Here is a 13,932-nt window from a genome sequence, read left to right as displayed (position 1 = left end):
ATAAGGAGCGGGCGACGAGGCGGAACCGGACGCGCTGCCCCGGCCGGAGCTGCCCGGCGCGGCCCAGGTCGGCGGTCGTCACGACGGCCGCGACCGGATAGCCGCCCGTGGTCGGGTGGTCGGCGAGGAAGACGATGGGCAGGCCGTTCGGAGGCACCTGCAGGGCACCGGTGACCATTCCCTCGCTCGGCAGTTCGCCCTCCCGCCGCCGGGTGAGCGGCGGCCCCTCCAGGCGGACCCCGATCCGGTTGCTGTGCGAGCTGACCTCGTACGGTCCGCGGAGGAGCGGTTCGAGGCCCTCGAACCAGTCGTCGCGCGGTCCGGGGATGATCCGCAGCACCGGTTCCTCCTCCGGCTCGTAGCCGGGGGCGACGTCCACGGTGATCGGCCCGGAGGTACGGCCGACCGCGAGCCGGTCGCCGGCGGCGAGCGGTGCGGGCCCGAGCCCCGACAGCAGGTCGGTCGACCGGCTGCCCAGCACCGGCGGGACGTCGAGACCGCCCCGCACGGCCACGTACGTGCGGACGCCGCCGGACGGCGTGCCGAACTCGACGACGCCTCCCGCCGGGACATGGCAGGGCGCGTTCATCCCCCCGGGCCGTACGTGCAGCGGCGCGCCGGTCACCGCGATCCAGGCCGCCGTGTGGAACCGCAGGGCCGCGCCGCCGAACGTGAGCTCCAGCCCGGCGGCGTCCTCCGAGTTGCCGACCAGGCGGTTGGCCAGCCGGAGGCTGCCGGGATCCGCCGCGCCGGAGTGCGGCACCCCGAGGTGGGCGTGGCCGGGGCGGCCGAGATCCTGAACCGTCGCGAGCGGCCCGGGCCGGACGACCTCGACCTCCCCGGTCATGCGCCCTCCTCGCCGGTGACGATCTCGAAGCGGACCCGGGTGCCCGGCTGCAGGAGGGACGGCGGGTCGCGGTCGGGATCCCACAAGCGCAGCGTCGTACGGCCCAGCAGCCGCCAGCCGCCGGGGGAGCGCGCGGGATAGACGGCGGTGTACGGTCCGGCGATGGCCACCGAGCCGACCGGGACGGCCGTGCGCGGAGACTCCCGCCGGGGGACGTGCAGGGTCTCCTCGAGCCCGGTCAGGTAACCGAATCCGGGGGCGAAGCCGAGGTAGGCGACGACGTAGTCGCCTGCGGCATGGCGTCCGGCGACCTCTTCCGGGGACAGGCCGGTGAGCGAGGCGACCTCCTCCAGGTCCTCCCCGTCGTACACGACGGGGATCCGCAGCGGCTCGCCGCCCGCCTCCGCCGCCTCGGGGAGGGGCAGGCCGCGCAGCAGCCCGTCCAGACGGCCCAGATCCGTGCCCGGGCGCGCCGTCACCAGCAGGGTCCGCTCGCCGGGGACGACCTCCACGATCTCCGGCCGGTCGAGCGCGCGCACCGCGGCGTGCAGCCGGTGCGGCGCGTCCGTCTCGATCAGCAGCGCGGCGTCCCCCGCACGGCGAACGTCCGTGATCGCGTCCCCCGCGCGGCCGACGTCCCCGATCGCACCTGCAGCGCGGCGAACGTCCTCGGCCCCGTCGCCCAGGCGGTCGGTCTCCTCGCGTGGGCCGTGGGCCTCGCCGCCCGCGCCGTGGGTTTCCTCGCCCGGGCCATGGGTCTCCTCGCCCGTGTGCTCGTCCTCGATCCCGTTCTCGCCGGTCAAGCGAACGACTCCACGGTCACGCCCGCCTTCTCCAGGGCCTCCCGCACGGAGCGGGCCAGCTCGACCGCGCCCGGGGTGTCGCCGTGCACGCAGATCGACCGGGCGTCGATGCGCACCTCGGTGCCGTCGACGGCCTCGACCACGCCGTCGACGGCCATCCGCAGCGCCCGCCGCGTCACCCGCTCGGCGTCGTGGATCACCGCGCCGGGCTCCCGCCGCGAGACCAGCGTCCCGGCCGGGGTGTAGGCGCGGTCGGCGAAGCACTCGTGGACGATCGTCAGGTCGGTCACCTCGTGCAGGACCGAGCCGGGAAGGGTCAGCACGGGCAGCGTCGGGTCGTACGCCGCGACGGCGGCGGCCACCGCCGCGGCCTGCACTGGGTCGCGCACGATGCGGTTGTAGAGCGCGCCGTGCGGCTTGACGTACCGCACCCGGCCGCCCTCCGCGCGGGCGATGCCGTCCAGCGCCGCGATCTGGTACAGCACCTCGGCGGTCAGCTCCTCGGCGGCGACGTCCATCTCCCGGCGGCCGAATCCCGCCAGATCCCGGTAGGACACCTGGGCGCCGATCACCACGCCGCGCTCGACGGCCGCCGCGCACGTACGGCGGAGGATCAGTGGATCTCCGGCGTGGAAGCCGCACGCGACGTTCGCGCTGGTGATGACGGACATGAGGGCCAGGTCGTCGCCGAGCCGCCACGGCCCGAATCCCTCGCCCAGGTCGGCGTTGAGGTCGATCACCCCGCCACGCTCTCATCCGACCGGTCGGTGATGAGCATCCGGCCCGGCGCGTGTGTGATCGCGAACGGGGGAGCGCTCGCCATCACGACCGCCTGCGGGGTGACGCCGCACGCCCAGAAGGCCGGTACGTCGCCCGGCTCGAGTTCGACCGGGTCCCCGAACTGCGGGACGGCGAGCGAGGCGATGCCGATCTCGGCCGGGTCGCCCACGTGCACCGGGGTGCCGTGCATCGCGGGGTAGCGGGCGGTGACCTCGATTGTGACGTCGACCAAATCGGCGGGGATCGGGCGCATGGACACCACGAGCGGGCCGGCCAGCCGCCCGGCGGGACGGCACGGCCGGGACGTGACGTACATGGGGACGTTCCGGCCCTGCTCGATGTGGCGGAGGGGCACGCCCGCCGCCGCGACCGCCGCCTCGAACGTGAAGCTGCAGCCGATCAGGAAGGCGACGAGGTCGTCCCGCCAGTACGCGGTGGCGTCGGGCACCTCCGCGACGAGGGCGCCGTCCTGGTACACCCGGTAGGCGGGCAGGTCGGTGCGCAGATCCGCGGCGGCGATCTCGCGGGCGTACGGGTCCCCGGGGTCAGTGACCTCGAGGATCGGGCAGGCCTGCGGGTTGCGCACCGCGAACAGCAGCGCGTCGAAGGCCAGGTCGCGGGGGACGGCGAGGAGGTTCGCCTGAACGTATCCGCGGCACCAGCCACTCGTGGTCACCGGCGTCTCACCGGTGCGGAAAACCTCGCGAGCCTGGGAGGGGGTGAGGATTCCACGCTGGTCCATGGTCGTCATGGCAGGTTCATGCCCGCTGAACACCCTTTACAGCGCGCCCGCCCGTATCGGTCTCACTTCACAGCGCTGGATGGTCGGCCGGAACCGGGGACGGTCCTCCGCCGGACTCGGCCGGGACCGTCGCCTGGAGGGCGGGGAGCAGTCGCGCCACCGTGTCGATCATCGAGCGGATCGCGTCCGGCCGCGCCTCGACGAGGTCGCGCGCGATCATGCCTTCGATCGTCGCGACGAGGATGTCGACGTCCGCCGGGGCGTGCGGGTAGTCGGCCTCCGCCAGCACCTCGGCGACGATCTCGTGGCAGCCGTCGGTCCAGGCCCGCGCGAACGGCCGGAACGCCGGCTCGCGCCCGACCTGGAAGTACAGCTCCCACAGGGCCAGCTGACGGCTCCGCTCGGCTTCGCAGGCGGGGGCCAGCGCGCTGACGACGGCGTCGGCGACCGCGGCCGGATCGGTGTCGGTGAGTGGCCGCAGCCGCTCGCGCATGGACGATATGTCGCGCTGCACCAGCCGGGCGAACGCCTGTGTCAGCAGGTCCTCGCGGGAGCGGAAGTAATACGTGGTCGCGGCGAGCGGCAGCGTGGCGCGGTCGGCCACGGCGCGGTGGGTGACCTGGGCGAACCCGCCCGCCTCGAGGAGGTCGACGGCCGCGTCGAGCAGCGCCTCCTTGCGCTGCCGCCCCCGTGCCTGGGCCGGCTCCTGCCGGTACGGTTCTCCCTCGGCGGCCGTATCTCCGGGGGATGTCGTCGAATGTGGTCCCGCCTCGGCCGGCTCTACGGCGCGGGCGGCGTCACGCTTCCCCGGCTTGCTCCTCGCGGCCTCCGCGCGCCCGCGGGGCGGCATCCGTTTGCCCCAGGCCATGACCTCTCCAGCACGTGTATCAGTCAACCCTAGGGGTGTCCGGTGGATCGCCGCGCGGCCGCAGGCGGATCCACCGGACCCCTTTAGTTCTCGGGGCTGTCGCGCAGGGCCAGCAGTGCCGCCCGGAGCGCCCGGGGATCGCCGTCGGTCTCGTTCAGGATCGCCATGAACCGGTGGAGGATGGAGTGCCGGTCGTGCCCCCGGTCGAGGAGGCGCTGGGCGACCGTCCACAGGTGCGGCGGGTCACCGTCCCAGATGCGCGAGGCGAGCCGGAGGTGGGCCTCGATGTGCGCCGGATCGGCGTCCGGGTGCTCGAACGTCAGCAGCAGGCGCCGATCGTGGTCGTTCGACGGGTCGAGACGCGTCAGGTCGATGTCGGCGTTGCCGCCCGTCAGGAACGGGAACGCGAACGCCCGCCGCGCCAGGGCCTCCAGGTCGCCGTCCGGCAGCAGCCGCTCGACGAGCTCCCGGTCGAGCCCGAACGTGGTCGGGTCGCGGTACGCCTTGGCGAACTTGCCGGTGATGTCCCAGACCTTGTCGAGGGTCTGGCGGACGCCCTCCTCGGGCAGGCCCGTCCGCTTGCTCGCCCAGCGCACCCACGCCGCGAGCACGTGCGGCATGGCCTCCTGCTCCTCGGGCGACAGCATCACCTTGCGCGGCAGCCAGTGCAGCAGGAACGTCTCGCACTTGATGGGGCTGACGCGCAGCGGGCGGCCGAAGTCGTGGTCGCAGCCGTAGTCGATGATGCGGTCGACGCAGCGGCTCGCCGCGGAACGGTCCGACAGCTCCTCCGCCTCGTCGGAGGCGAGGAACTGCGCCGCCATCGTCGCGCGGCGGTCGTGGCCGTACACCGGCGGCAGGGCCAGCCGGCCGCCGGGCGGCAGCGCCCGCACCCGGGCCCGGACGAACGCGTGGTAGTTGCCGAAGGTCTCCTTGACCGGCGGATCCTCGGTCGCGTCCGTGACGGCGAGGGCCCTCTCCAGCCGCGCCCGGGCCTGGGCGGCGGGGATCGGCTCGAACCGCATCAGGGGGTTCTCCTCGGCCTCCTTGCGGCAGTAGCCGAGCAGCTTGTCCACCTGTGAGGAGACCCACGCGTCGATCACCATGCCGCGCTCGTTGTGGTCGACCACGACCACCAGCGCGTGGCGCTCTTCCCCGCCGTACGTGTAGGTGCAGACGATGGAGTCCTGGTCGCCGTAGACGTCGTGGGAGACGTAGCTCTCCTCGGAGACGACCATGCCGACGCGGTCGGCCCAGCCGGGCCGGGCGACCCCGGCCTTCGCCTCCATGAGCGGGAGCGCGGCGTCCTCGGCCTTGGCGGCCTGGCGCGGCGTGCCCAGGGCCGCGATGCCGGTGAGCAGGGCGAGGGCCGCCGGGGTGCGCGCCTTCGCGGCGTACTCGACCAGCGCCTCCCCGATGAGCTTCTCGACGTCCTCCTGGACGAGGCGCTTGCCCCACCAGGTGCCGAGCATCTCGCTGACGATCAGCTCGGCGTCGAGGGGACTGCGGACGGCCAGGAGCTCACGGGCGGCACGGAGCATCTCGGCGAACACGGCGTCCGGCGGCGGCGCGGGGCGCCGGGTCATGCGACCTCCCCACAGGAGGACGCGTCCGTGCCACGGCGGGACCCGCCGAGCGACTCGCGCGTCGATCGACGTCGCCTGACTGCCGAATACGCGGGACACGCCCGGGGAGCGGCGTCCGCGGGGGCGCTCGGGCCCACCTCGCGCAGGTCGCTCACGTTCTACCTTTTCGGAGTACGTCCCGATGCGCGCCCGTGACGGGTACGCGAGGGATTAGTGGTCCAGTGTCCGGCCACTCACCCTACTCGCCCGAGGGGCGTTCGGGTCGGCGTCCCGAGGGTGGTTCGGACTTGATCATCGACATCAGGTGCTCGCGTGCGACCACCTCGACGAGCGTCGGCGTCAGGTCGACGCCGAGATGTCGGGCCCGCAGCCGGAGGTCGCAGACGCAGCGCTCCACCGCGTCGCGGGAGAGGGTGGGGAAGTCCCGGCAGAGCCGTCCCACCACCGGATCCCGTACGTCGACCTGCAAGACCAGCTGCGTGGAGGTCATGCCGACCCCTCTCGCCTCAGACGATTTCAGTCCACCTGCGTCCCGCTCAGCGCCCAATCTCGATCCTCCCCCGAAGCAGTGTCAAGACCTCCGGGGGGACAGGTCGCCCTTGCCTTCCTCAGTGTTCCCGCTGGGGTCGGGGGGCTCACCGGGGCCACCGAAATTCCTGGTCGAAACGGGACGAGAGTCCACTTTTTCGTCAAGCCAGGCGGGGTGGTGCCGGGCAGCCCATTCCGGCGTGACGTGCCCGAGGAACATTCCGGACAGCGCGCCCGGGTCCCGCAGGGCGTACCAGAGGTGGCCGAGGAACACCACGAAGATCGCCAGGGTCAGCCAGTCGTGGACGAAGGTCGCCCCGGTGCGGTAGACGTCCGGCCACGGGTGGGGGAACGTCAGGATCGTCCCGGTGCCCAGCATGACGAGGATCGCGCCGGCGACGAACGCCGCGTTGAGCTTCTGACCCGCGTTGAACTTGCCCACCGGGTGGATCCCGCGGCCGCGTACGGTCGCCCGCCGGTCCCGGCCCCGCAGCCACCCCCAGTCGGCCGGGGAGAACCGGTTGAGCCGCCGCAGGTCGTCGCGGAAGGCGCGCGACGCCCAGCCGAGCAGCGCGGGAACGGGCAGCCCGAACCCGGCGACGATGTGGATCATCCGGAACAGGTGGCGCCGCCCGACCGTCTCGGCCAGCGCCGGGACGTACAGCACCGCCGCCGTGGCGAGGCAGACGAGCATGAGGACGGCCGTCACGTGGTGCACGCTCCGTACGGCGCGGGTGAACCGGATCATGACGTGTATCCGTTCGAGCGGCCGATCCACGCGTCCACGTCGTAGCCGCGGACCTCCCAGTAGCCCGGCTTGACCCGGTCCACCAGGTCGATCCCGCCGAGCCACTTGGTCGACTTGTAGCCGTACATCGGCGCGACGTACATCCGCACCGGGCCGCCGTGCTCGTGGCTCACCGGGCCGCCCAGCATGCTCGTGGCGACGATCACGTCGCGCCGGCGCGCCTGCTCGAGGGTGAGCGCCTCGGTGTACGCGCCGTCGAACGAGGTGAACCGGACGCCCTTGGCCCCCGGCCGTACGCCGACGGCGTTCAGGAGATCTGGCAGGGCCACTCCCGCCCACGCGACGTCCGGCACCGTCCATCCGGTGACGCAGTGGAAGTCGTCGGTCATCCGCGTCTGCGGCAGCGCCGCCAGATCGGCGAGGCTGAACGCACGCGGGTGATCGACCAGCCCGCCGACGGTGAGGCGGTAGTCCGCCGGCTCGACGCGCTTGACGGAGTCGACCACGGAGTAGAAGCGGAAGCCGCCGGCCGCCGGGATCAGGCCCGAGACCCGCGAGCCGACCGGGCCGACCGCGCGGTTGACGCCGCTCTGGACGCGCGCGCCCACGACGACGCCCACGGCCCCGAGGCCGACCATGCCGAGGACGACGCGCCGTCCGACAGGGGTTCCATCGCTGGTCATGTCTCTATTCGAGCACCGCGGAGGCCGCCTTCGGAACGGCGGCGGACGATACGTCAGCGAACCGTCACATCTCTCCAGGGTCGTACGCACCTCTTCGGTGACCCGGTGTGACCGCCGGGGCCCGGACGGTGCAGGATGGGCCTGTCTCAAAGCCGCAGTCCGTAGCGAGCGCCGCGCAGCAGGACGGCGGGGCTTTGAGACAGGCCCTAGGCCGGACGCTCCCGGAGGACGCCATGACGATCTCGCTGCCGATCGATTCCGAGGCCAACGCGCTGCTGAACCGCAGCCCGCTGGCGCTGCTGATCGCGATGCTGCTCGACCAGCAGGTGCCGCTCGAGCGCGCCTTCGCGGCCCCGTACGAGCTGGCGCGGCGCCTCGGGCACGACCCCGACGCCGAGGAACTGGCCCGGTACGCCCCTGACGCGCTCGTGGCGGTCTTCAGCGAGCGGCCCGCCTTGCACAGGTACCCCAAGGCGATGGCGGCCCGTGTGCAGGCTCTCAGCCGGTCCGTGCTGGAGGAGTACGACGGGGCGGCCGAGCGCATCTGGACGGAGGCGGCGACCGGCCGGGAGCTCCTGAACCGGATCGGCGCGCTGCCGGGCTTCGGCGACCAGAAGGCCCGGATCTTCCTGGCGCTGCTCGGCAAGCGCTTCGGCGTGCGGCCGGAGGGCTGGCGCGAGGCCGCCGGCCACTACGGCGACGAGGGTTCCCACCGCTCGGTCGCGGACATCGTCGACGAGGAGTCGCTGGGCCGGGTCCGCGCTTTCAAACAGGAGATGAAGGCCGCGGCCAAGGCCCGAAGCTGATTTACAAAGCTTGTCAAACCGGGAAATGTGCCGCGAAGTCGACAGCTGCCAGAACCGCCCCCGGCGGACTGATCATCGCGCCCCCGGGACGACACGGGACTCGCCGAGATCGGGGATGTCGCCCGCCCGGTGACGATCGGCCCCTATCATCATGCTTCCCGCCGGACACGCGGTCTCGCACCGAGTGACCGGAGGGTGACCGGAGGGCGCGCCTGGCGCGGTCGCCGGAATAACGATGCCGCACGGGGCTTCCGTCGGCGCCGAAGCATCGACATGATGAAAACCTGACTCCGAGCGGTGTTGTGATGGAGGCGGGAGCGCTAGCCTGCTCCCATTCACCCATAGTGATGCGGAAATGCCTCGCAGTAGGTCCGAGCGCGCGACGGAGGTGTCGACGGTGAGCACCGATACGTCTGTGCCGCACCCACGGATCTCCGGTCTCGACGCGTCGGACTCGGCGCTGTTCGCCACGTTGCTTCGGGAGGCTCCGATCGGGTTCGCGCTCTTCGACAACGACCTGCGCTTCAAGCGCGCCAACGAGATGCTGGCGCGCATGCACGGCGTCAGCGTCGCCGACCTGGAGGGCAACCGGCCCGCCGAGGTCATCTCCGGGGAGATCGGGGGCCTCATCGAGGCCTCCGCCCGCAAGGCCCTCGACGAGGACCGCCCGGTCCTCGACGTCGACCTGCCGCTCGGTGACCGGCACTGGGCCCACTCCTGGTTCCCCGCCCACAGCGCCGAGGGCGAGGTGTCCGGGGTCGTCATGGTCGCCGTCGACGTCACCGACCGTGTCCTGGCGGAGCGGTCGATCCGCCGCAAGGAGGAGCGCTACCGCTCCCTCGTCGAGGCCAGCTCCCAGGTGGTGTGGGTGACCACGCCGTCCGGCGAGGTGGTCGACGACGCGCCCGAGTGGCGGGCGATCACCGGCCAGACGCACGAGGAGTACGCCACCGAGGGCTGGCTGGGCGCCGTGCACACGGAGGACCGGCAACGCGTCGAGGAGACCTGGCGGGCCTGCGTCACGAACGACCGGATCTTCGAGGCGACCTACCGCATCCGCACCCGCGCGGGCGGCTACCGCAACTACGACGTGCGCGCGGTGCCGATACGGCGCGACGGCGAGATCGTCGAGTGGGTCGGCGCCAACACCGACGTCACCGGCAAGCGCGAGGCCGAGGAGATGCGCGGCCGGCTCACCGAGCAGCTGTCGGCCGCCGCGCTGCGCACCGCGCGGCTCCAGCAGGCGACGTCCATGCTGGCCGAGGCGCTGACCGTCAACCAGGTCGTCTCGGTGATCACCGAGGTCGGCCGGTCCGCGATCGGCGCCGACCGGTCGGCCGTCGCCCTCCTGGAGGACGACAAGCTCCGCCTGCGCATGATCACTCCGGGTGGCATCCCGGAGCTCCCGGGCCCCGCCCGGGAGGAGATCGGCATCGACGGCGCCAGCGTCATGTCGATCGCGGTGCGCGAGCGGCGCCCCTTCCTCGCGGAGAACCCGGTGAGCCTGCGGCTGCAGCTCAAGGGTGACGAGATCGCCGACTTCGTCCGGCGCACGGACGAGCGCGCGTGGGTCGGCCTGCCGTTGCTGGCCGCCGGCCGCGCGCTCGGCGCGCTGCGGTTCTCCTTCACCCGGCCCCGGGAGATCACCGAGGAGGAGCGGGTCTTCCTCGAGGCCCTGGCCGGTCAGTGCGCGCTCGCGGTCGAGCGGGCGACGCTGTTCGAGCGGGAGCACAAGACCGCCGAGGCGTTGCAGCGCAGCCTGCTGCCGGACCGTCTGCCGCAGCTGCCGGCGATGCGCCTGGCGGCCCGCTACCACCCGGCGACGCGGCACGTTCAGGTCGGCGGCGACTGGTACGACGCCTTCCCGCTGCAGGACGGCCGGGTGGCGATCGCGATCGGCGACGTCATGGGCAAGGGCGTCAAGGCCGCCGCGGGGATGGGCCGGGTGCGCAACGCACTGCGCGCGCTCGCGCTGAACGACCCGCGCCCGGCCGCGGTGATCACCGGCCTCGACCGGCTGTTCGCCGCCACCGAGGGATGGGAGCAGATCACCACCCTGGCGTACGCCGTCATCGACCCCGCGACCGGCGAAGGAATGATCAGCAACGCAGGTCATCTTCCGCCGCTGCGGATCTTCCCGGACGCCCCGCCGAGGGTCAGTGACGCGGAGGCCGGCACCCCTCTCGGGTGGCCCTCCGAGCGAGAAGAGACAATTTTTTCGGTCCCACCCGGCAACACTGTGGTCTTCTACTCCGATGGACTGGTGGAGAACCGTAGACGGGGGCTCGATGCCGGTCTCGACGAGATCGTCTCGATCGCCGCCGCTGCCCCATCGGAGGTGCTTGCAGATCCTGAGATACTCGTTGACTTCTTGGTCGACCGGATGCTGGCCGGGTACGACCATGATGATGACGTGACAGTACTTGCCCTACATGTTCCGCCGAAGACGGCGTAGCACGTACGAAGGACCGCCCAGTGCCCTCTAAGGTGGGTGTCACCGGGCAGGACTCCACCGCGCGGAATAGGCGGGCGTGCCAGACTGCTAAACCGAAGGTGAGGCAGGGGTACGCTGCTCAGCGCATAGAGCCTGCAGGGCCGGCGCCCGACAGAGCACTGGGTAAACATAGCCACACGTTTCGTTCGAGAGGTGTTTGTGTCGCCTGCGAGTTCGACCTCCAAGCCGTCCGAGCTGCACGAGCACGTTGTCAGGCAATTGATCGAGCGTGGGCGTTCCCAGGGCTACCTCGAGGCCGATGACGTACGCCGTGCGTTCGAGGAGGCCGACATTCCCGTGTCGAAGGCCTCGAGCATCTTGCGGAGTCTCAGCAAGGAGGGTGTGACCGTCATGGTGAGCGCTGCCGACTCCGCGGCGCCTAAGCGCGCGCGCAACAGCAGCAGCAAGCGCGCGACGCCCGCGACCAAGAAGCCCAAGACGACCACCGCCGCCGCCGCGGCCAAAGAACGGGACACGGTCACCGCCGTCGTCGACGACGAAGTCGACGCGCCGGTGCGGCCGGCCCGCGCCAAGAAGACCGCGGTCAAGCCCAAGAAGGCAGCGCCCAAGAAGAAGACCGCCGAGCCGCCGGTCGCCAAGAAGGCGACCGAGAAGCCCGAGGACTCCGACGAGGTCAACGAAGCCGATCTCGAGGTCACCGACCTCGACGAGGCGGACCTCACGGAGCTCGAGGACGTCGAAGAGGCCGCCGACCTGGAGACGGGGGACGACGCCGAGTCCGACGCCGCCACCGACACCGAGGCGGAGGTCGAAGAGGCGCCCGCGGCCCCGGCGGACAACAACAAGAAGCCCACGGGGGAGGACGACTCCTTCGTCATCGGCGACGACGACGAGGACGCCCCCGCGCAGCAGATCGCCGCGGCCGGTGCCACCGCCGACCCGGTGAAGGACTACCTCAAGCAGATCGGTAAGGTCCCGCTGCTCAACGCCGAGCAGGAGGTCGAGCTCGCCAAGCGCATCGAGGCCGGCCTGTTCGCCGAGGAGAAGCTCGCCCTCGAGGGCGGCACGCTCGAGTTCCAGGTCCGCGAGGACCTCGAGTGGATCGCCGAGGACGGCCGCCGGGCCAAGAACCACCTGCTCGAGGCCAACCTTCGGCTCGTCGTCTCCCTCGCCAAGCGCTACACCGGGCGCGGGATGCTCTTCCTGGACCTCATCCAGGAGGGCAACCTCGGCCTGATCCGCGCGGTGGAGAAGTTCGACTACACCAAGGGTTACAAGTTCTCGACCTACGCCACGTGGTGGATCCGGCAGGCGATCACCCGCGCCATGGCCGACCAGGCGCGCACGATCCGCATCCCGGTCCACATGGTGGAGGTCATCAACAAGCTGGCCCGCGTGCAGCGCCAGATGCTCCAGGACCTCGGCCGCGAGCCGACCCCGGAGGAGCTGGCCAAGGAGCTGGACATGACGCCCGAGAAGGTCGTCGAGGTCCAGAAGTACGGCCGAGAGCCGATCTCCCTGCACACCCCGCTCGGCGAGGACGGCGACAGCGAGTTCGGTGACCTGATCGAGGACTCCGAGGCGATCGTCCCTGCGGACGCGGTCAGCTTCACGCTTCTGCAGGAGCAGCTGCACTCGGTGCTCGACACGCTGAGCGAGCGGGAGGCCGGCGTGGTCTCGATGCGGTTCGGCCTGACGGACGGGCAGCCGAAGACCCTCGACGAGATCGGGAAGGTCTACGGCGTCACCCGCGAGCGGATCCGCCAGATCGAGTCGAAGACCATGTCGAAGCTGCGCCACCCGTCCCGGTCGCAGGTGCTGCGGGACTACCTCGACTGAGGATCCCGCCTAACGGTTCGATAACGATGGGCTCGGCCCGGCGTCGCCGGTCCGGGCCCATCGCGTACCCGCGTCCGGGCATTTTCGCCGACGGCCGCCCGAGTCTTCCGGGGCGCGTCCGCCGGGCCCCTCGTCGGACCGCCTCCGTACCGGTCAGCCGGTGATCACGTCGAGGTCCGTGCCGGTCAGCTCGGCGGTGTAGCCGAGGTCCAGCACGGTCTTCAGGAGTTCCTCCGGGCCGGCCGGGTCGGCGCCGTTCGCCAGCAGGGCGCGGGCCAGCGCGCCGCGGGTCGCCTTCGCCATGTGGCTGACGACCGTCCGCCGGCCGTCCTGCTCGCGGAAGACGCGGACCCGGACCACCGGCGCCTTCCACGCGGCGGCGTACGGCGCCGAGCGCATGTCCACCAGCAGGCCGCCCGCGGGCAGGGTCTCGGTGAGGACGGGACGCCACACGGCCGCCAGAGGGCCCAGAGGCGGCAGTTTCACGCCCATGGACAGCCGGTACGGGGGGACGCGGTCGGCGGGCCGCAGCGCGCCCCACAGCGCCGAGAAGATCAGGACCGAGCGTGCGGTGCGCTCCGGGTCCAGCGTGGGCAGGGCCAGGTTGTCGTAGAGCACGCCGGTGTAGAGGCGCCACGCCGGCAGCGTGGGCGCGGTGCGCAGCCGGTGGTTCCGCCCGATGGCGTCGGCGGCCTGTCCCGGGGACAGGCCCAGCACGCGCCGTGCCTCCTCCTCCGGGCCCGCGCACAGGGCCTCCAGCGCGCCGAGCACCCGTTCCCGGGCGGCGGTCAGGCCGGGAAGGCTCAGTGCCGTCATGTCGAGCGGCGGCCCGTCCCCCTCGGCGGCCTTGCCCTCCGAGGGCGGCAACAGGATCAGCATCGTCCCTCCTTCATCAGGGCACCGGACACGCCCCAGCACGCGAGACGGCGGCCACCCTGGCTGGGTGGCCGCCGTCATGGGTTATCGGGTCGGCTGGCCTGGCCTACCGTTCGTCCTCCGTGGGGGATGCAGGGGTCTCAAGCAGCCGGTCGGTTTCGTCGTGAATCTCAGCGCCCTTCGCACGAAGCGTCTCGCCGTACTTACGGCCGTGGTGCGCACAGAACAGCAACTCTCCGCCGCCCGCGAGGACCGCGCGGACGTAGGCCTGAGCACCGCAGCGGTCGCAGCGGTCCACGGCCGTCAACGGCTTTGTTGGGGCAAGAGCTCCAGTCACGTCGCCTTCCTCGTCTCGGGGTCGGTCGCTTAGG

13 protein-coding genes and 1 pseudogene are annotated in these 13,932 nt (G+C 71.9%); 3 read left to right on the top strand and 11 right to left on the bottom strand.

Translation table 11 applies throughout. The features are described from left to right. Positions 1-16: 16 nt before the first annotated feature. The 9 genes and pseudogenes from ACQP2O_RS39585 to ACQP2O_RS39545 form a co-directional block, all read right to left on the bottom strand. Positions 17-847 (bottom strand): annotated as a pseudogene (locus ACQP2O_RS39585) (biotin-dependent carboxyltransferase family protein); the annotation flags it as partial. Continuing rightward, complete coding sequence (gene pxpB / locus ACQP2O_RS39580; protein ID WP_433174313.1) at positions 844-1,650, bottom strand: 5-oxoprolinase subunit PxpB; 807 nt, start codon at positions 1,648-1,650, stop codon at positions 844-846. The pseudogene ACQP2O_RS39585 and the gene pxpB, both read right to left, overlap by 4 nt. Next, complete coding sequence (locus ACQP2O_RS39575; protein WP_433174312.1) at positions 1,647-2,390, bottom strand: LamB/YcsF family protein; 744 nt, start codon at positions 2,388-2,390, stop codon at positions 1,647-1,649. Before ACQP2O_RS39575 ends, pxpB begins: the two co-directional genes overlap by 4 nt. Continuing rightward, positions 2,387-3,181: a putative hydro-lyase gene (locus tag ACQP2O_RS39570; protein ID WP_433174311.1), complete on the bottom strand. Its 795-nt coding sequence runs from the start codon at positions 3,179-3,181 to the stop codon at positions 2,387-2,389. Before ACQP2O_RS39570 ends, ACQP2O_RS39575 begins: the two co-directional genes overlap by 4 nt. 58 nt (positions 3,182-3,239) lie before the next feature. Continuing rightward, positions 3,240-4,040 carry a TetR/AcrR family transcriptional regulator gene (locus tag ACQP2O_RS39565; protein ID WP_433174310.1) on the bottom strand — a complete coding sequence of 267 codons (801 nt, stop codon included), beginning with the start codon at positions 4,038-4,040 and terminating at the stop codon, positions 3,240-3,242. A gap of 83 nt (positions 4,041-4,123) precedes the next feature. Further along, on the bottom strand, positions 4,124-5,626 hold the full coding sequence (locus ACQP2O_RS39560) for a hypothetical protein (protein ID WP_433174309.1): 1,503 nt from the start codon (positions 5,624-5,626) through the stop codon (positions 4,124-4,126). A gap of 238 nt (positions 5,627-5,864) precedes the next feature. Next, positions 5,865-6,116: a hypothetical protein gene (locus ACQP2O_RS39555; RefSeq protein ID WP_433174308.1), complete on the bottom strand. Its 252-nt coding sequence runs from the start codon at positions 6,114-6,116 to the stop codon at positions 5,865-5,867. A gap of 81 nt (positions 6,117-6,197) precedes the next feature. Then, complete coding sequence (locus ACQP2O_RS39550) at positions 6,198-6,902, bottom strand: cytochrome b/b6 domain-containing protein (protein ID WP_433174307.1); 705 nt, start codon at positions 6,900-6,902, stop codon at positions 6,198-6,200. Beyond that, positions 6,899-7,585: a molybdopterin-dependent oxidoreductase gene (locus tag ACQP2O_RS39545; RefSeq protein WP_433174306.1), complete on the bottom strand. Its 687-nt coding sequence runs from the start codon at positions 7,583-7,585 to the stop codon at positions 6,899-6,901. The genes ACQP2O_RS39550 and ACQP2O_RS39545 overlap by 4 nt, the downstream gene beginning before the upstream one ends. A 233-nt stretch (positions 7,586-7,818) precedes the next feature. Between ACQP2O_RS39545 and ACQP2O_RS39540 the strand changes: the two genes are divergently transcribed. The 3 genes from ACQP2O_RS39540 (at position 7,819) to ACQP2O_RS39530 (ending at position 12,685) form a co-directional block, all read left to right on the top strand. Further along, positions 7,819-8,391: an HhH-GPD-type base excision DNA repair protein gene (locus ACQP2O_RS39540; protein WP_433174305.1), complete on the top strand. Its 573-nt coding sequence runs from the start codon at positions 7,819-7,821 to the stop codon at positions 8,389-8,391. Positions 8,392-8,788: 397 nt separating this feature from the next. Then, positions 8,789-10,846 carry a SpoIIE family protein phosphatase gene (locus ACQP2O_RS39535; RefSeq protein WP_433174304.1) on the top strand — a complete coding sequence of 686 codons (2,058 nt, stop codon included), beginning with the start codon at positions 8,789-8,791 and terminating at the stop codon, positions 10,844-10,846. Between the two features lie 258 nt (positions 10,847-11,104). After that, positions 11,105-12,685, top strand: coding sequence for an RNA polymerase sigma factor (locus tag ACQP2O_RS39530; RefSeq protein ID WP_433174303.1), 1,581 nt, complete (start codon positions 11,105-11,107; stop codon positions 12,683-12,685). A 153-nt stretch (positions 12,686-12,838) separates the two neighbouring features. On the opposite strand, the gene ACQP2O_RS39525 is transcribed toward ACQP2O_RS39530, so the two are convergent. Next, positions 12,839-13,564 (bottom strand): YaaA family protein, encoded by a 726-nt coding sequence (locus ACQP2O_RS39525; RefSeq protein WP_433174302.1) that lies wholly within the window; start codon positions 13,562-13,564, stop codon positions 12,839-12,841. A 103-nt stretch (positions 13,565-13,667) separates the two neighbouring features. Further along, entirely contained in the window at positions 13,668-13,898 is a 231-nt protein-coding gene (locus ACQP2O_RS39520) for a DUF7455 domain-containing protein (protein ID WP_360882613.1), read from the bottom strand. Positions 13,899-13,932 lie beyond the last annotated feature (34 nt).

Source organism: Actinoallomurus sp. CA-150999 (assembly GCF_050942425.1).
Taxonomy (GTDB): Bacteria; Actinomycetota; Actinomycetes; order Streptosporangiales; family Streptosporangiaceae; genus Actinoallomurus.
This window is presented reverse-complemented; position numbering and strand designations above follow the sequence as displayed.